The following is a 15981-nucleotide window of genomic DNA, read 5'->3' as shown; positions in this document are numbered from 1 at the left end:
CCGGCGTGGTAATCCTCTTTTTACTTAAGAAATTGTCACAGGTTTTTCTTTCTTCCAAGAAAGGCCCAATCCTGTAAATCCAACGATAATCGTGATAATTGGACAGGCTAGGCAGAAGATGGAGTATGGAACGTAGTCTATTGTTGGAACGCTGAGCACATTTGCCAAGAATACACCACTTACGCCCCATGGTACAAGCGGATTAATAACTGTACCAGCATCTTCTAACACCCTTGATAAATTGCGACGCTTTAAGCCTACTTCATCATATTTATCGGCAAATGCTTGGCCTGTTAAAACGATGGATAAATATTGTTCACCGAGTAAGAAGTTAACGCCGATTGCTGTTGAAGCAGTAGAAATAATTAAACGTGTACTCGTTTTGACGAAATGAGAAATCATGTTCATTAATTGTGTAATAATGCCTAATCCTTGTAGTAAGCCGCCCATAGAAAGGGCTAGAAAAATAAGGGCAATGGACATCATCATACTTTGTAAACCACCGCGGGATAATAAGCTGTCAATGTCTTTTATTCCCGTCTTAGAAACATAACCTTCTTGCATAATTTTCATTAAATCAGCAAGTGAGGTACTTGGTTTGAAAAGAAAGAGAATGATAATACCTGCGACAATACCAGCAAGTAATGTTGGAACGGCCGGAACCCTTTTAAAAGCAAATATGAAGAGCAACAAAATAGGAATAAGTGTCACAATTGAAATGGTTGAATTTTTCTCTAGAACATTTATAAAGTTAGAAAAATCAACATTCCCTGCCGAGCCTTTTCCTAAAATAAAGAAGGCGATAAAAGCAATGATAAAAGCAGGAATTGTCGTCCAAAGCATGTTGCGAATATGCTCGAATAAGTCTACCCCAGTTACAGCTGGAGCTAAATTTGTTGTGTCTGATAAAGGTGACATTTTATCACCGAAGAAAGCTCCAGAAATAATTGCTCCTGCGATCAGTGCTGCGTCGTAGCCAAGAGCAGTACCCATTCCCATAAATGCAAGTCCGACTGTTGCAGCTGTTGTAAAAGCACTACCAATACTTGTTCCGACAATTGCACAAACGACAAATACCGTTGGGATGAAGACTTTAGGTGATACAAGTCCAAATCCGTATACCATTAATGTTGGAATAGTTCCAGCTGCAATCCAAACGCTAATTAAAACACCAACGAGTAAGAAAATAAAAATAGATGGAATACCCGCTGAAATACTACTTATCATACCTTTTTCCATAGTAGACCACGAAACCTTTTTCATAAATCCGAACGCTAATAACACAATAATGCCAAATAAAATAGGAATATGTGGTGATGTCTCTAGTTTAATAACACTAAAACCGATACAAAAAAAGATAAGAACCGTTAAAAGAACTGATTCAATTTTTGAAACCATTGTTTGCCCCTCCTAATAAATGAAAATCATTCTTTTTTAATTAAAATTCGCCAATATTATATATTTCCTTCTAAAATGTTAGAATTTTTTGACAAATAACAAATAATTGTTTGCTGGCATAAAAAAATGCCCCTGCAAAATATGCAGGGACGAAAAAAATCGCGGTACCACCCTAGCTTGTGAAAAAAGATAACACAAAATAAGGGAGAAAACGCACCATCAAAAATAAAAACGCCCCTGCAAAATATGCAGGGACGAAAAAATCGCGGTACCACCCTAAATTGTGAAATGATTCATTTCACCACTCTGTAGAAATAACGGTCTATTCACCGTCTTTTACTACTCCAAATGTTTCGTAAAAGAAGCTCCAGGGGGTAATTCATAATTCGCTCTGTACTAGTTTGCACCAACCACCAGCTCTCTGTAATCAGGAAACGAAATACTACTAAATCCTATCAACGCCGAATTCATATGATGTTAGTTAAATTTTTAACACATATAGATCTTGCATGTCAATAAAAATGTGAATTATTTTTTATAGAAAATAAAGGAGAAAGTTTTATTATAATGAATTTGTTCGTTATAATGAATAGTGAAAGGAGGAGAGAAATGAAGAAAAAACTATTTCTTTTTACAGCCTTATTTATTTTAGTTGGAAGTGCAGGGGTTTACACAGCTTTTGCTGCGGCGCCAGATCAAACAAAACAAAAGAGTACAGAAACGAAAGGAAATCAGAAAGAAAATAGAGAAAAAATTGCTGGAAAATTAGGGGTATCAGTTGAAGGGAAAAGTGAACAGGAAATTCAAGAAGAGTTAAGTAAAGCAAGATATGAAAAAAGACATGAGTTATTAATCGAGCACGCAAGACAGCTTGGAATTGATACGGAAGGAAAGAAAAATGAGGAAATTATTCTGGAAATCGGTAAGATTCAGCATGGAAGATGAAGCGACTTATCATAGGATAAGTCGTTCTTTTTTAAGAACGAATCATCGAAAAGGAATTGACAGAAATTTCCCTTTAATGTTAACTTTATTTATAAATAAGTTAACATTAGGGGTGGCAATTATGACAGTAAGTAGTCGTACAAGTGAAAAAATACCGTATACATATGAAGAATTAGCTGAAAAGAATAAAGCATATGTATGGCATCCATTTACACAAATGAAGGATTATATAGCAGAAGATCCTGTTATTATTGAACGGGGTGAGGGGCGTAAATTGTATGATGTGCATGGCAACGCTTATTGGGATGGAGTTTCTTCTATTTGGCTTAATGTACATGGACATCACGTTCCAGAATTGGATGAAGCAATTCGTGAGCAATTAAATAAGATCGCTCATTCTACTATGTTAGGGTTGGCAAATGTACCGTCTATTTTACTTGCAGAAAAGGTTATTGAAGTTGTTCCAAAAGGGTTAAAAAAGGTATTTTATTCAGATTCGGGTTCGACAGCTGTTGAGATTGCAATTAAAATGGCGTTTCAATATTGGCAACATAAAGGGAAACCTAAAAAACAAAAGTTTATTACATTAAAAGAAGCATATCATGGTGATACGATTGGTGCTGTTTCTGTAGGAGCAATTGACTTGTTTCACCAAGTGTATCGTTCTCTTTTATTTCATGTAATCAAAATGCCTTATCCGTATACATATCGTTCTCCATATGGTGATAACAAGGAGGAGATCGTTCAAAAGCATTTGGAAGAAATGGAAGAATTATTGAAACAGAAACATGAAGAAATTGCAGCGCTGATTGTGGAGCCTTTAATGCAAGGGGCTGGCGGCATGATTACAATGCCAAAAGGGTATTTGAAAGGGCTTCGTGATTTATGTACAAAGTATCATGTTTTATTTATTACAGATGAAGTGGCGACAGGATTTGGCCGTACAGGAAAAATGTTTGCCTGCGAGCACGAGGGAGTGACACCGGATATATTAACAGCTGGAAAAGGATTAACTGGTGGGTATTTACCGGTAGCGATTACCGTAACAACAGATGAGGTTTACAATGCTTTTTTAGGTGACTACGCAGAACAGAAAACATTTTTTCATGGCCATAGTTATACAGGAAATCCACTAGGTTGTGCAGTAGCGATCGCAAATCTAGAACTTTATGAAAAAACAAATTTAGTACAAGACGTTGCAAAAAAGGCGGATTATGTAGCGGATAAATTGGCAGCGCTTTATGAGTATAAACATGTTGGTGATATTCGGCAATGTGGCTTGATGATTGGGATAGAACTTGTTGAAAATAAGGAAACAAAAGAGCCGTTTGAATGGACAGAGCGGGTAGGAGTAGAAGTATGTAAACGATCAAGAGAGCTTGGGATGATATTGCGTCCTCTTGGTAACACAATTGTATTTATGCCGCCGTTAGCATCTAAAATAGATGAACTAGATGAAATGTTACGCATTTTATATCAAGCAATTGCAGATATTACGGAGGGGAAATCATGAGTGGCTTTTTTATTACAGCAACGGATACCGAAGTAGGAAAAACAGTCGTTACAGGTGCAATAGCGGGGGTACTTAGAAAGCTTGGACATCATATAGGAGTGTATAAACCATTGCAAAGTGGACATAGCGCTTCTCATCCAGAAGGTGATGCAGCTAGATTAAAGATGGTATCAGGAGTAGAAACAGCAGTGGATAAAATTTGTCCGTATTCGATTGAAGAACCGCTTGCTCCAAGATTGGCAATGCAACGTGCAGGAAGAACGGTAACATTGTCAGATATTACTTCTCATTATAATGAACGAATGGCAGAGTTTAATAGTTTATTAGTAGAAGGGGCAGGTGGACTTGCTGTTCCTTATACAGAAGATGCACTCGTTGTTGACTTTGCTAAGAAATTAAAATTACCGCTTATTATTGTTGCGCGTCCAACATTAGGTACTGTCAATCATACTATTTTAACAATCTCATATGCGAAAGCACAAGGTTTGCAAGTTGCAGGTGTTATTTTATCGGGGTGTAAAGAAGAAGAAAAAGAACGTGTACAAGAAAATAAAAAAATGATTGAAGAGCTAAGTGATGTGCCAGTTTTCGGTTTACTTCCAAAGCTTCAGGAAGGATATACGCGCGATGAACTAATAAAAGCAGCAGAAGAGAGTATTCAGATTTCATATTTAGAGGAGTATATGAAAAATGGAACAAGTATGGAATCTACACTTTCACTCTAGTTTAAATCGCCTAAAAGAAAATTCACAATACCGTGAAGTAGTTGTAACGAATCAAGCTGAAGAAACATGGCTGATTCGGAATGGAGCGCGTATGCTGAATTTGGCATCAAATAATTATCTCGGTTTAGCGGGGGATAGTCGGTTAAAAGAAGCGGCTATCGAAGCGATAAGGAAATATGGTGTAGGAGCGACGGCATCACGACTTGTTGTAGGGAACTATTCCCTTTATGAAGAGGTAGAAAAGAGTATTTGTGATTGGAAGCATACAGAGAAAGCAATGATTGTGAACAGTGGATATACAGCGAATGTTGGAGCTATTTCTTCTCTAATGGGACGCCATGATGTCGTTTTCAGTGATAAATTAAATCATGCTAGTATTGTTGACGGAGTGAAACTGAGCGGTGCAAAGCAGAAACGATATCGTCATAATGATTTACATCATTTGGAGCAACTACTACAAACAACACCTTCTGAAAAAAGAAAATTAATTGTAACAGATACGGTGTTTAGTATGGATGGAGATGTTGCTTATTTAAAAGAATTGATTGCATTGAAAGAAAAATATGGAGCGCTTCTTATGATTGATGAAGCACATGCAAGCGGCATATATGGGAAACATGGTGCTGGACTTGCACATGTGGAGACGGAGCTTTCTAGAAAAATTGATATTCATATGGGAACATTTAGTAAAGCGTTAGGTTGTTATGGGGCTTATTTAGCAGGAAATGAAGTTTGCATTGATTATATGAGAAACAAGATGAGAAGCTTTATTTTTACAACGGCATTGCTACCAGGTGTACTCGCAACCATACAATGTGCAATTGACATTGTGAAAGAAGACGAGGCAAGACGAAAAAGACTTTTAGAAAATGGAGCGTATTTTCGTAATGCGTTAAAAGAAGCTGGATGTAACATTGGTAATAGTTCAACACATATTGTTCCAGTTATTGTAACGTCGAATGAAGCAGCTATACGCTTTAGTGGAAAAGTACAAGAAGCAGGAATTGTAGCGATTGCAATTCGGCCACCAACTGTTCCGCATAATAGCTCGCGCATTCGATTTGCAGTGACATCTGAGCATACAAAGTCTGATTTAGAGTGGGCGATTCAGCAAATTGTGAACATTGGAAAAGAAGAGGGGATTGTGGAATGAAACAACTTAAGTTAATCTTTATCCCTGGATGGGGGATGGAAAAACAAGTATGGAGTCCAATCCTTTCACTTTTGCAGGAAAGTTTTGCTGAGCATGTTGAGTGGCATGATGTAAAAGAAATCAATGAATTTGCAAAGCGGGTAGAAAAAGCTGCTGAAGGATATGATGTCATTTTAATCGGGTGGTCGCTTGGAGCGTTAGTTGCCCTTGAAGCATGTAACAATGTGAAAACAAAGGGAATGATTTTAATAAGTGGTACAGCAAAGTTTACAGTGGATGAAAGGTATACACATGGCTGGAAGCCTTCTTTTGTTGAGAGAATGAAAAGAAATATAGAAAAGCGAAAGAATGAGACATTGAGCCGTTTTTATATAAGCATGTTTGCTGAAGAGGAGAGCGCTGTAAAAGAATCATTCGTAAATATGATAAAAGAATTTCAAGGTGATTCGATAGCGTCTTTACAAACCGGGCTCGATTATTTAATAAGAGCGGATATGAGGGAACGCTTGAAAGGTGTAAATATACCAATGTTGCTTTTACATGGAGAAAAAGATCCTATTTGTCCTTTGTCTGCTGCTCATTACATAAAAGAAAAGACAAATGCAACGCTTAAGGTGATTCAGCAAGCGGGGCATGCAATTTGTGTAACGAATTTTGAATATTGTGCAAATGAAATTAACAAATTCATAGAGGGGATACAAAATGATCAATAAAACATTGTTGCAAAAACGATTTAATAGAGCGGCTGTATCCTATGATCAATATGCCAATGTACAAAAGAAAATGGCTCATCATTTGCTTTCGCAGTTGGAAAGGCGGTATAGCAGGGCAGCGGCAATTCGAATTTTAGAACTTGGCTGCGGAACGGGATATATTACAGAGAAGCTTGTGAATGTATTTCCGAATGCACAGATTACAGCTATTGATTTCGCGGAGAGTATGATTGCTGTCGCGAAAAAAAGCCGCCATGTGGATAAGGTTACATTTCGATGTGAAGATATTGAAAAACTTATATTAGATGACTTCTATGATGTCATCATCTCAAATGCGACATTTCAATGGTTAAATGATTTGCAGGTGTCGCTTGCAAAGTTATATGAGCATTTAGCTAAGGAAGGCATCTTATTATTTTCAACATTTGGAAATCGAACGTTCCAAGAACTCCATTATGCTTTTGAACGAGCGAAAGAAGAAAAAAATATAGAAAATCATGTATCAGTTGGACAGCGCTTTTTTACAAAAGCGCAGTTGCAAAATATATGTTCCATAAACAAAGGGAATGTTCATGTATCTGAAACATGTTACATAGAGAAATTTACTCATATTAGAGACTTTTTTAAGTCGATTCGAAAAGTTGGTGCAACAAATAGTAATGAAGAAACGTATTGTCAAAGTCCTTCTATCTTTCGAGCGATGCTTCGCATATATGAGAGAGATTTTACGAAAGAAGGAGAGATTATAGCAACGTATCATGCTTTATTTGCGCATATTGAAAAAGAGGGGAAGAGGAGAAATGAAACAAGTACAAACAAAAGTAGATTGGAAGAAAATTGCGTTTGAAGTGATAGAAGGGAAAAGGATAACGAAAGAGGATGCGTTAGCGATTTTAGAAGCAGATGATACAGAAGTATTAAATATTATGAATGCTGCGTATATGATTCGTCATCATTATTTTGGTAAAAAAGTGAAATTAAATATGATTATTAATACGAAATCGGGATTATGTCCAGAAGATTGTGGGTATTGTTCTCAATCAATCGTTTCTGAAGCACCGATTGATAAATATGCTTGGTTGACACAAGAAAAAATTGTTGAAGGAGCACATGAAGCAGTCCGCCGCAAAGCTGGAACATATTGCATTGTTGCATCTGGTCGTCGTCCAACAGACAAAGAGGTAAATCATGTCATTGGTGCGGTGAAAGAAATTAAAGAAACAACGGATTTAAAAATATGTTGTTGCTTAGGCTTTTTAAATGAGGATCAAGCAAACCGATTAGCTGAGGCCGGGGTTCACCGTTATAATCATAACTTGAATACACATGCGAATCATTATGATAATATTTGTTCCACACATACGTATGATGACCGAGTAGATACGGTAGAAAAAGCGAAGCAAGCGGGCATTTCTCCTTGTTCTGGTGCAATCTTTGGAATGGGAGAAACGAAAGAGGAGCGCGTAGAAATTGCTTTTGAGTTACAACGGTTAGATGCAGACTCTATTCCATGTAATTTTCTCGTTTCTGTAAAAGGAACTCCGCTTGAAGATCGAAAAGAATTAACGCCAGTAGAGTGTTTAAAAATATTAGCGATGATGCGTTTTGTAAATCCTTCTAAAGAAATTCGAATTTCAGGAGGCCGTGAGCTTAATCTAAGATCTGTACAGCCGTTAGGATTATTTGCAGCAAATTCGATTTTCGTTGGAGATTATTTAACAACGGTAGGTCAAGAGCCAACAGCAGATTGGGGGATGATTCAGGACCTAGGGTTTGAAATTGAGGAATGTGCATTATAAGTAGGAAAAACCAAGCTTTTAAAGAAAGCTTGGTTTTTGTAATTAAAATGTAATAAAGTGGAAAGGATGCTGTCTGGAAGCGGTTTGCTCCTGGAAATAAAAAAAGTTTGGCCGAATTTTCCAACCTAAAATGGTACATAGTAAAAGTGTAATTTACATTGGGTTGGAGGATTTTACATGCACAAGTATATATTGGCTATTATGACGACACTTATTTTAGTAAAAGCGATTAGTTCAGATCCTGTAAAAGCAGCTCAAACCCCTGAACAGAAGGAAATGCAACAAAGAATTGAACAACATTTTCGAACAAAAGCAGAACACTTTGGGATTAAAACTGAGGGAAAAGATTTAAAAGAGGTAAGAAAAGAATTACATATTGTAGAGGAAGAAAAAAAGAGAGAAAATGTTTGGAAAACAGCACAAAATTTACGAATTAAGACAGAGGGAAAAACAATGGAAGAGTTAATTCGAGATGTACGAAAAAAAGTAAGAAAATAAGGAATTTGATTTCATTTTGAGAAACATAAAAAAGAGGCAAACGCCTCTTTTTTATGCCCATTGTTTTGATAAATGAGCCATTTCAATTGCAGAAACGGCAGATTCATAGCCTTTATTTCCAGCTTTTGTCCCTGCGCGTTCAATTGCTTGTTCAATTGTTTCAGTAGTTAGTACGCCAAAAATAACGGGAATTTCTGTTTGCAGTGATAAAGATGCCACCCCTTTAGCAACTTCATTACAAACATAGTCATAATGCGATGTAGCCCCGCGAATGACAGTACCGAGTGTAATAACGGCATCATACTTCCCGCTATTTGCCATTTTTTTAGCGATGAGTGGAATTTCAAATGCACCTGGAACCCATGCAACATCAATATGATCTTCTTCTACACCATGTCGTTTTAAGCCGTCTAATGCGCCCCCTAACAGTTTGCTTGTAATAAATTCATTAAAACGTCCTACTACTACTCCAATTTTTAATCCTGTACCTACTAAATGACCTTCGAATACCATCATGATCTCTCCTTCAAATAGATTATAAGTTTAATAAATGACCTAATTTTGTTACTTTTGTCTGTAAATATGTTTCATTTTCTTGTTTTGTTGGCATTTGCAACGGTACGCGCTCAACAACTTCTAGTTCGTATCCTTGTAAGCCAGCAATTTTTCTTGGATTATTTGTTAATAAACGCAGCTTTTGTAATCCTAAGTCTTTTAATATTTGTGCGCCGATACCATAATCGCGAAGGTCTGCTGGAAATCCTAACTTTTCATTTGCTTCTACTGTATCTAGCCCTTCTTCTTGTAATTTATAAGCGCGCAATTTATTGAGAAGTCCAATGCCGCGTCCTTCTTGTTTCATATAAAGAAGCACACCTCTACCTTCACGCTCAATTTGCGTAAGGGCAGCATGGAGTTGTGGACCGCAATCACAGCGGCAAGAGCCGAAAACGTCCCCAGTTAAGCATTCGGAATGAACGCGGACAAGAACAGGCTCATCTGTTGAAACATCCCCTTTTATAAGTGCGATATGTTCTTTTTGATCTAGAGAATTTGTGTAACCAATCGCATGAAATGTACCAAATTCAGTTGGTAGTGTAATTTCAACTTCTTTTGTCACAAATGTTTCGTGATGGCGCCGATACGCAATTAAATCTTCAATTGTAATCATTTTTATATCAAATTGTTTAGCAACTTGTATTAAATCAGGGACGCGAGCCATCGTGCCATCTTCTTTTATAATTTCACAAATAACTCCTACTGGTTCTGTACCGCATAGTTTTGCAAGATCCACCGCTGCTTCCGTATGACCAGCGCGACGAAGTACACCGCCATCTTTTGCAATTAGCGGAAAGATATGCCCAGGACGATTAAAATCGCTCCCCTTAGAAGATGGATTTAATAATTCGCGCACAGTTGTCGCACGCTCATGGGCACTAATTCCTGTTGTTGTAGAAAGATGGTCAATACTAACTGTAAATGCAGTATGATGAGAATCAGTATTTTGAGATACCATAGGTTCTAGTTGCAGACGTTTCGCATAGTGCTCTGTAAGTGGTACACATACAAGACCGCGTCCATGTGTAATCATAAAATTGATTGTTTCCGGTGTAATATACTCGGCTAAGGCGATAAAATCACCTTCGTTTTCACGGTTTTCGTCATCACATACAATAATGACTTTTCCTTGTTTTAAATCTTCTAGTGCTTCTTCAATACGATGAAACATCGTGCTTCCCCCTTATAGAAATCCGTTTTCTTGTAAAAAACTTTCTGTAACTGAATTGCTCCGCTTTGTTGGTTGTGACATAAACCGTTCGATATATTTTCCAATCATGTCACACTCAATATTGACGATATCCCCAGTGCCTTTTGTACCAATAATAGATTCGCTTACTGTATGGGGAATGAGCGAAATTATAATGGAATCGTCAGCCACATCAAATATCGTTAAACTCGTACCGTCAATTGCAACGGAACCTTTTTGTAAACAATAGCGAAGTAAATGATTGGGCATTTTGATTTTGTAATATATGGCATTATAATGTTGTTTTTTACTTACAATTGTGCCAATGCCATCAATATGACCTGTAACAAAATGTCCACCAAAACGTCCGTTAGCTGCCATAGCCCGTTCTAAATTCACTTGAGAATGTTGCTTTAGCATGCGAAGTGACGTTGATTTCATTGTTTCAGGCATCACATCAACCGTGAAATGAGATTCGGTAAATGATGTAACAGTTAAGCAAATACCGTTAACGGCAATGCTATCTCCTATTTTGACATCTGATAAAATGAAGCGTGCTTGAATTGTTAGTTTCATTGCTTCTCCGCTTTGTTTTATAGTTGAAACGGTTCCTAATTCTTCTACGATTCCTGTGAACATGAAGGCACCTCATTTCGCTTTCTAGCAATGATTTTTATATCATTACCAATCTGTGTCATCTTTTGAAATTGTAAGGAAAGTGCATCTTGTAGCTGTATAAAACCAGTGCCCCCAAACCAAGTAGGAGCATCTTTTCCACCAATTAATTTGGGGCTTATATAGGTTACAATTTCATTGAAACAACTTGCTTCTAAAAAACTTGCATGTATAGACTGTCCTCCCTCTACAAAGAGTGAGAGAATTTGCTTTTCTCCAAGCAGAGTGAGAAGGTCTTGAATTTCAATGCAATCTTTATTCATTTGTAATACAGATACATGTTCAGATGTGTATTGTAATATTTGATCTTTTTGAACGTTTTTTCCAACGATAATCCATGTTGGAGCTACTCGGTCTGTCACCACACGAGAGAGAAGCGGCGTTCGTAAATGTGTATCTAAAATAATCCGAATTGGATTTTTACCTCCATTTGGAAGGCGGGTAGTTAACGATGGATTATCAGCAATGACTGTATTTACTCCGACGAGAATCGCATCGTGTGTGTGTCGATAGTGATGAACATCATCGCGGGCTGCGTCTTCTGTAATCCATTTACTTTCCCCAGTAGTAGTTGCAATTTTTCCATCTAAGCTCATTGCTGTTTTTAATGTGACAAAAGGGTGCTTTGTTTTCATATAGTGAAAAAAGTATCGATTTAAGGAAAGCGCCTCTTCTTCTAAAATACCAGTTGTCACATGAATACCTGCTTCTTCTAATTTCTTTTTCCCATTGCCAGCAACAAGAGGATTGGAATCAAGCGTAGCGATTACAACGCGTTTGATTTTCTTTTTAATAAGCAAGTCACAGCATGGTGGGGTTTTTCCAAAGTGGCTGCATGGTTCAAGTGTGACATATACAGTTGCACCTTTTGCATGAGCACCGGCCATGCGCAGTGCATGAACTTCTGCATGTTCTTCACCTGCACGAAGATGAGCCCCCATTCCGACGATTTTCCCATTTTTCACAACAACAGCACCGACCATTGGATTTGGACTTGTTTGCCCCGCTGTACTTTGCGCCAGCTGTAAAGCAATTTTCATATATTCTTGGTCCGTCATTTCTTTCACCTCTCCTAAGAAAAAATCAAAAAACCCCAAGGATGATATCCTTGGGGTTTGGGAGACGTGATTTCTAGAAATATAGTACGAATACGAAAGTACAAGAAAGAAACCTAGCTATGTTTTATATTTTTGCATAGAAAAGAAGCCTAGCAAAAATATATTTTTTTACACGCTAGTTTACATAGTTTATTTCAGCATAGAAAAAATAGGTATATGAAATAAAGCATATACGATTATGAACAGTGTGCATGCTAAAATAAAGGTGTATTCGCTATATAAGCACTAGAAAACATATCCTTCTCCCATCCAGACTATACTGTCGGCTCTAGAGTTTCACTAGATCCACCGTTTTCAATTTTGAAAACGGGTCACGGACTTAGAAGCGTGCACTTCATCACCGCCGGTTGGGAATTTCACCCGACCCCGAAGGATGCTGTTTGCTCACATTATAGCACAAAAAATAAAAAAGGATAGAAAAAAATACTCGAATATGGAGAATTGCGTGACAATAAATGGGGGAAAATCGTTGGGAGAGAAGGGAAGAGGATAGATAATAATTTTTTGCTGAAGTTAGAAAAAGCATGCACCTCGATTGATGCATGCTTTATCAAAATTATTTTGTTTCTGGAGCACGAACAACGGATTCAAACTTGCCCTTATGTGCTGCGTCGCAATAAGGCATATTTTTTGATAAACCACAGCGACATAAAGAAAATGCAGGTTTCGCTGGGAAAGCATTCCCTTGCGAATCGACTAATTCCACATCCCCTGTAATGCGAAATGAGCCATTGTCATTTACTTTAATTTGTACTTTTGCCAACAGAATTCCCTCCTTCCAAACGCTTAAGTTCATCATATAATTGCAAGAGGGAACTTGACAATACAAAACTTACTTTGTCTGAAAGAGAGGAGAGTGTTATAATATCGTTTATAACTGATTATAGTAAGGTGACTAAGTATGAATAAACAATTACGTACACTACAAAATGTTGCAAATGAGCGCACATGGGCGTCTTTTTTAAATGATAATCATCCATATAGTTTACTTCATTGGTCAATTGCAGGTGTGGGGCAAGAGGCGAAAGATGTATGGTTATTACAAGATGAGGTAACGTTTCAAACAACTGAATTTGCAACACTTGATGAGGCAATGAAGTGGATTTCTGAAAATATGGAACAAATTACAGATGTTTTAGCACAGTAATAGAAAAAACAGGCTTAAGCGAGCCTGTTTTTTGTTTCTTTTACATAAGTTTCTAAAAATTGATCGACGGCATATTCATATTCTTGTTTGTTTTCATTATAAGAGCAAGCATGTGCACCACGCTCTGCAATATAGAGCTGTTTATTATCATTCTTTGCATCGTATAGCGCTTTTGTCATGTCACATAAAATATAGTCGTCGTCTTTACTATGAATAAAGAGGACGGGATTATTTATATTTTTTATACAATCAATTGGTGAAATTTCACCGATCGTATAACCATCACGAACTTTTAAAAATGCATTTGCTAAAGGTAACAACGGCCATTTTGGTAAATGGAATTCCACTTTCAATCGATGCTGAAGTTGCTCGTAAAAATCAGAAAATGGACAATCTGCGATATAAAAATCAGCGCCATCTTCAATCATTCCTGCATATTGTAGAAGAATAGCAGCTCCCATTGATTCTCCATGAATACCAAGTAGAATATTTGTACCAAAGCGAGTTTTCAGCCAATCCACTACAGCTTTTAAATCATACTTTTCATAATACCCATAACTTGTTGTCTTGCCACCGGATTGACCGTGTCGACGGTGATCGTAAATGAATACGTTATATCCTCTTTTTAAAAATAAATTTGCATATTTGATAGAATTTATTTTATTAACCGTTACACCGTGACAAAAAATCATGAATTTATTGGAATGACCTGTAGGAATATAATATCCGTGAATGTCGTATCCAAATTGTGAAGGAATCCAAATTTCTTCTTTCGGTAAGGCTTGAAAATCACTTAAGTGAAAGTGTTTTTTTGTTTCGCGTTCTAAAATTTCTTCGTCTGTTTTTTTCTTTAAATACATGACTTTATTCGTAAAAAAAATACCAATACCAATTAACGCACCTAGTATCGTTAGTACTGTCATAAAAATACGTTTCATACCTTACCTCATCCTCCAAAGAACTTTTACATATGATACACTTATATTGTATCATAGTAGTTTAAAAAGGTGGGAACAGGGAATGATTCAAATACAAAAAATTACAGATGAGATGAGAGATACGATTCGAAATTTTATGTGTAAAAATTGGGGTAGCACAATGATGGTTTCCAAAGAAAGAGCTCATCAATTAGACGAATTACCAGGATTTGTTGCAATTGAAAATGACAGAATAGTAGGAATTATAACGTTTGAATTAAAAGAAAGCATGTGTGAAATTGTGTCATTAGATAGTTTTGCTGAAAGGAAAGGGATTGGCACGAGACTTGTAGAATGCGTAATGACATTAGCTCGCGAGCATATGTGTAACAAAGTATGGCTCATTACGACAAATGATAATACGAACGCACTTCGATTTTATCAGAAACGTGGTTTTATCATGACAAATTTGTACGTCGATGCCGTGGAGAAGGCAAGGGAAATGAAAAAAGAAATACCGTTTTTTGGCTATGATGATATTCGTATATTGCATGAAATTCAACTCGAATATAGGTTATAAACGGTCGTTTATGTAACAATTTTCAGAAATATAAAATAACAAACTTGACGATATACATTTTTTAGTTTAATTTTTAATTGTAAACTATTACCATATCAAGGGGTGACGATGTGGCAACAATACGTGATGTTGCAAAAGTAGCCGGTGTTTCAGTCGCAACCGTTTCACGAGTCATGAATGAAAAAGGATATGTTCATGAAGATACAGTTAAACAAGTGAAACAAGCAATTGAAGAATTAAACTATAGGCCCAATGCGGTAGCGAAAGCTTTATTTAAAAAATCTTCAACAATTATCGCTATACTTGTGCCGAATTTACGGAATCCATCCTACATAACTTTACTTCGTTTTATAGAAGAATCGGCATATCAAGAGGGGTATCAAGTAATTGTTTGTAGTGTGGAAAATAAAAGGAATTATATAGATATATTATCTAGAAATCATATAGCTGGAATTCTTATGACGGAGGAAGTCTTTCGGGAAGTAGGAGAAGTTTCAGTTCCGTTTACTGTAATAGATGCGAAAGTACCGCTTTTCGAATATTATCAAAGTGCAAAAAAGGCCGTTACTATGCTTAAGGAAAAAGGATGCCATTTTCTAGCGTATATTGGAGAAAAGGATCGTAGTGAAGAGATGGAGGAGCATATATCTGGTTTTTTAGATGCAGTTTGGGAAGAGGAAATACCGTATCGAGTAGAAACTTTAGAAGGAGCTACGGAAAAGCGATATCAAGAAGTATTACGAAAATATCCATACGTAGACGGTATTGTAGCTTCAAGTGATAAAGTTGCTATTTCTATTATTCGTGCAGCAAATTCCCTTGGCATTCATATACCGAATGAATTGCAAGTGATTGGATTTAAGGGGAGTATGCAAGGAGAATGGATAAACCCATCATTATCAACGATAGAAAACTGTTATGAAAAAAGAGTAGTGTATACTTTGCAACAATTAGTTGGGAAAATAAAGAAGAAACAAGTGAAACATGAAGTTGTGAAAACGGAATTTGTATTTATAGAAAGAGAATCAACGAAGTGAAAAAGGTGCGCTTGAA

General features: G+C 36.8%; 18 protein-coding genes, 1 riboswitch and 1 other annotated feature. Of the genes, 11 read left to right on the top strand and 7 right to left on the bottom strand.

The genetic code is table 11. The features are described from left to right. Positions 1 to 24 precede the first annotated feature (24 nt). Positions 25 to 1398, bottom strand: coding sequence for a Na+/H+ antiporter NhaC (gene nhaC / locus MR058_RS09235; RefSeq protein WP_242143684.1), 1374 nt, complete (start codon positions 1396 to 1398; stop codon positions 25 to 27). Between the two features lie 247 nt (positions 1399 to 1645). Continuing rightward, positions 1646 to 1866, bottom strand: a binding site (T-box leader). Positions 1867 to 1983: 117 nt separating this feature from the next. Between nhaC and MR058_RS09230 the strand changes: the two genes are divergently transcribed. The 8 genes from MR058_RS09230 to MR058_RS09195 all read left to right on the top strand — a co-directional run bounded on the left by MR058_RS09230 (position 1984) and on the right by MR058_RS09195 (position 8744). Then, positions 1984 to 2343 carry a hypothetical protein gene (locus MR058_RS09230; RefSeq protein WP_242143683.1) on the top strand — a complete coding sequence of 120 codons (360 nt, stop codon included), beginning with the start codon at positions 1984 to 1986 and terminating at the stop codon, positions 2341 to 2343. 76 nt (positions 2344 to 2419) lie between these two features. After that, positions 2420 to 3856, top strand: a complete 1437-nt coding sequence (bioA, locus tag MR058_RS09225; RefSeq protein WP_242143797.1) for an adenosylmethionine--8-amino-7-oxononanoate transaminase — start codon at positions 2420 to 2422, stop codon at positions 3854 to 3856. Then, positions 3853 to 4581, top strand: a complete 729-nt coding sequence (bioD, locus tag MR058_RS09220; protein ID WP_242143682.1) for a dethiobiotin synthase — start codon at positions 3853 to 3855, stop codon at positions 4579 to 4581. The genes bioA and bioD overlap by 4 nt, the downstream gene beginning before the upstream one ends. Continuing rightward, positions 4547 to 5734, top strand: a complete 1188-nt coding sequence (gene bioF, locus MR058_RS09215) for an 8-amino-7-oxononanoate synthase (RefSeq protein ID WP_242143681.1) — start codon at positions 4547 to 4549, stop codon at positions 5732 to 5734. Before bioD ends, bioF begins: the two co-directional genes overlap by 35 nt. Further along, positions 5731 to 6447 (top strand): alpha/beta fold hydrolase, encoded by a 717-nt coding sequence (locus tag MR058_RS09210; RefSeq protein WP_242143680.1) that lies wholly within the window; start codon positions 5731 to 5733, stop codon positions 6445 to 6447. Before bioF ends, MR058_RS09210 begins: the two co-directional genes overlap by 4 nt. Further along, positions 6437 to 7294, top strand: coding sequence for a malonyl-ACP O-methyltransferase BioC (gene bioC, locus MR058_RS09205; protein WP_242143679.1), 858 nt, complete (start codon positions 6437 to 6439; stop codon positions 7292 to 7294). The genes MR058_RS09210 and bioC overlap by 11 nt, the downstream gene beginning before the upstream one ends. Then, positions 7248 to 8246, top strand: a complete 999-nt coding sequence (bioB, locus tag MR058_RS09200; RefSeq protein ID WP_242143678.1) for a biotin synthase BioB — start codon at positions 7248 to 7250, stop codon at positions 8244 to 8246. The genes bioC and bioB overlap by 47 nt, the downstream gene beginning before the upstream one ends. 177 nt (positions 8247 to 8423) lie before the next feature. After that, a complete protein-coding gene (locus MR058_RS09195; RefSeq protein WP_242143677.1) occupies positions 8424 to 8744 on the top strand; it encodes a hypothetical protein in 321 nt (106 codons plus the stop codon). 51 nt (positions 8745 to 8795) lie between these two features. On the opposite strand, the gene ribH is transcribed toward MR058_RS09195, so the two are convergent. From ribH to MR058_RS09170, 5 genes are all read right to left on the bottom strand, one after another. Next, on the bottom strand, positions 8796 to 9257 hold the full coding sequence (gene ribH / locus MR058_RS09190) for a 6,7-dimethyl-8-ribityllumazine synthase (RefSeq protein ID WP_242143676.1): 462 nt from the start codon (positions 9255 to 9257) through the stop codon (positions 8796 to 8798). A gap of 22 nt (positions 9258 to 9279) precedes the next feature. Continuing rightward, positions 9280 to 10473 carry a bifunctional 3,4-dihydroxy-2-butanone-4-phosphate synthase/GTP cyclohydrolase II gene (locus tag MR058_RS09185; protein ID WP_242143675.1) on the bottom strand — a complete coding sequence of 398 codons (1194 nt, stop codon included), beginning with the start codon at positions 10471 to 10473 and terminating at the stop codon, positions 9280 to 9282. 12 nt (positions 10474 to 10485) lie between these two features. Beyond that, the gene (gene ribE, locus MR058_RS09180; protein ID WP_242143674.1) at positions 10486 to 11130 is read right to left on the bottom strand and encodes a riboflavin synthase; all 645 of its coding nucleotides are present in this window, start codon (positions 11128 to 11130) and stop codon (positions 10486 to 10488) included. Further along, complete coding sequence (ribD, locus tag MR058_RS09175) at positions 11112 to 12224, bottom strand: bifunctional diaminohydroxyphosphoribosylaminopyrimidine deaminase/5-amino-6-(5-phosphoribosylamino)uracil reductase RibD (RefSeq protein ID WP_242143673.1); 1113 nt, start codon at positions 12222 to 12224, stop codon at positions 11112 to 11114. Before ribD ends, ribE begins: the two co-directional genes overlap by 19 nt. A 293-nt stretch (positions 12225 to 12517) precedes the next feature. Continuing rightward, a riboswitch (FMN riboswitch) is annotated at positions 12518 to 12662 on the bottom strand. Between the two features lie 178 nt (positions 12663 to 12840). Beyond that, positions 12841 to 13083, bottom strand: a complete 243-nt coding sequence (locus MR058_RS09170; RefSeq protein WP_242143672.1) for a CDGSH iron-sulfur domain-containing protein — start codon at positions 13081 to 13083, stop codon at positions 12841 to 12843. Between the two features lie 102 nt (positions 13084 to 13185). Between MR058_RS09170 and MR058_RS09165 the strand changes: the two genes are divergently transcribed. Continuing rightward, the gene (locus MR058_RS09165; RefSeq protein WP_012095265.1) at positions 13186 to 13431 is read left to right on the top strand and encodes a DUF2552 family protein; all 246 of its coding nucleotides are present in this window, start codon (positions 13186 to 13188) and stop codon (positions 13429 to 13431) included. Positions 13432 to 13445: 14 nt separating this feature from the next. On the opposite strand, the gene MR058_RS09160 is transcribed toward MR058_RS09165, so the two are convergent. Beyond that, positions 13446 to 14369 (bottom strand): alpha/beta hydrolase, encoded by a 924-nt coding sequence (locus MR058_RS09160; RefSeq protein ID WP_242143671.1) that lies wholly within the window; start codon positions 14367 to 14369, stop codon positions 13446 to 13448. Positions 14370 to 14451: 82 nt separating this feature from the next. On the opposite strand from MR058_RS09160, the gene MR058_RS09155 reads away from it, so the two are divergent. Together MR058_RS09155 and MR058_RS09150 are read left to right on the top strand one after the other, a co-directional pair. Continuing rightward, positions 14452 to 14928, top strand: coding sequence for a GNAT family N-acetyltransferase (locus MR058_RS09155; RefSeq protein ID WP_242143670.1), 477 nt, complete (start codon positions 14452 to 14454; stop codon positions 14926 to 14928). Positions 14929 to 15038: 110 nt separating this feature from the next. Then, a complete protein-coding gene (locus tag MR058_RS09150) occupies positions 15039 to 15965 on the top strand; it encodes a LacI family DNA-binding transcriptional regulator (RefSeq protein WP_242143669.1) in 927 nt (308 codons plus the stop codon). The last annotated feature ends 16 nt before the right edge of the window (positions 15966 to 15981 follow it).

It is taken from the genome of Bacillus cereus group sp. BfR-BA-01430, assembly GCF_022663115.1.
Lineage (GTDB): Bacteria > Bacillota > Bacilli > Bacillales > Bacillaceae_G > Bacillus_A > Bacillus_A cereus_BD.
This window is presented reverse-complemented; position numbering and strand designations above follow the sequence as displayed.

Bases quoted from the DNA above. Each gene is read 5' to 3' on its own strand.
- nhaC (WP_242143684.1), bottom strand. From the start codon at position 1,398: ATGGTTTCAAAAATTGAATCAGTTCTTTTAACGGTTCTTATCTTTTTT.
- MR058_RS09230 (WP_242143683.1), top strand. From the start codon at position 1,984: ATGAATAGTGAAAGGAGGAGAGAAATGAAGAAAAAACTATTTCTTTTT.
- bioA (WP_242143797.1), top strand. From the start codon at position 2,420: ATGTTAACTTTATTTATAAATAAGTTAACATTAGGGGTGGCAATTATG.
- bioD (WP_242143682.1), top strand. From the start codon at position 3,853: ATGAGTGGCTTTTTTATTACAGCAACGGATACCGAAGTAGGAAAAACA.
- bioF (WP_242143681.1), top strand. From the start codon at position 4,547: ATGGAACAAGTATGGAATCTACACTTTCACTCTAGTTTAAATCGCCTA.
- MR058_RS09210 (WP_242143680.1), top strand. From the start codon at position 5,731: ATGAAACAACTTAAGTTAATCTTTATCCCTGGATGGGGGATGGAAAAA.
- bioC (WP_242143679.1), top strand. From the start codon at position 6,437: ATGATCAATAAAACATTGTTGCAAAAACGATTTAATAGAGCGGCTGTA.
- bioB (WP_242143678.1), top strand. From the start codon at position 7,248: ATGAAACAAGTACAAACAAAAGTAGATTGGAAGAAAATTGCGTTTGAA.
- MR058_RS09195 (WP_242143677.1), top strand. From the start codon at position 8,424: ATGCACAAGTATATATTGGCTATTATGACGACACTTATTTTAGTAAAA.
- ribH (WP_242143676.1), bottom strand. From the start codon at position 9,257: ATGGTATTCGAAGGTCATTTAGTAGGTACAGGATTAAAAATTGGAGTA.
- MR058_RS09185 (WP_242143675.1), bottom strand. From the start codon at position 10,473: ATGTTTCATCGTATTGAAGAAGCACTAGAAGATTTAAAACAAGGAAAA.
- ribE (WP_242143674.1), bottom strand. From the start codon at position 11,130: ATGTTCACAGGAATCGTAGAAGAATTAGGAACCGTTTCAACTATAAAA.
- ribD (WP_242143673.1), bottom strand. From the start codon at position 12,224: ATGACGGACCAAGAATATATGAAAATTGCTTTACAGCTGGCGCAAAGT.
- MR058_RS09170 (WP_242143672.1), bottom strand. From the start codon at position 13,083: ATGATGAACTTAAGCGTTTGGAAGGAGGGAATTCTGTTGGCAAAAGTA.
- MR058_RS09165 (WP_012095265.1), top strand. From the start codon at position 13,186: ATGAATAAACAATTACGTACACTACAAAATGTTGCAAATGAGCGCACA.
- MR058_RS09160 (WP_242143671.1), bottom strand. From the start codon at position 14,369: ATGAAACGTATTTTTATGACAGTACTAACGATACTAGGTGCGTTAATT.
- MR058_RS09155 (WP_242143670.1), top strand. From the start codon at position 14,452: ATGATTCAAATACAAAAAATTACAGATGAGATGAGAGATACGATTCGA.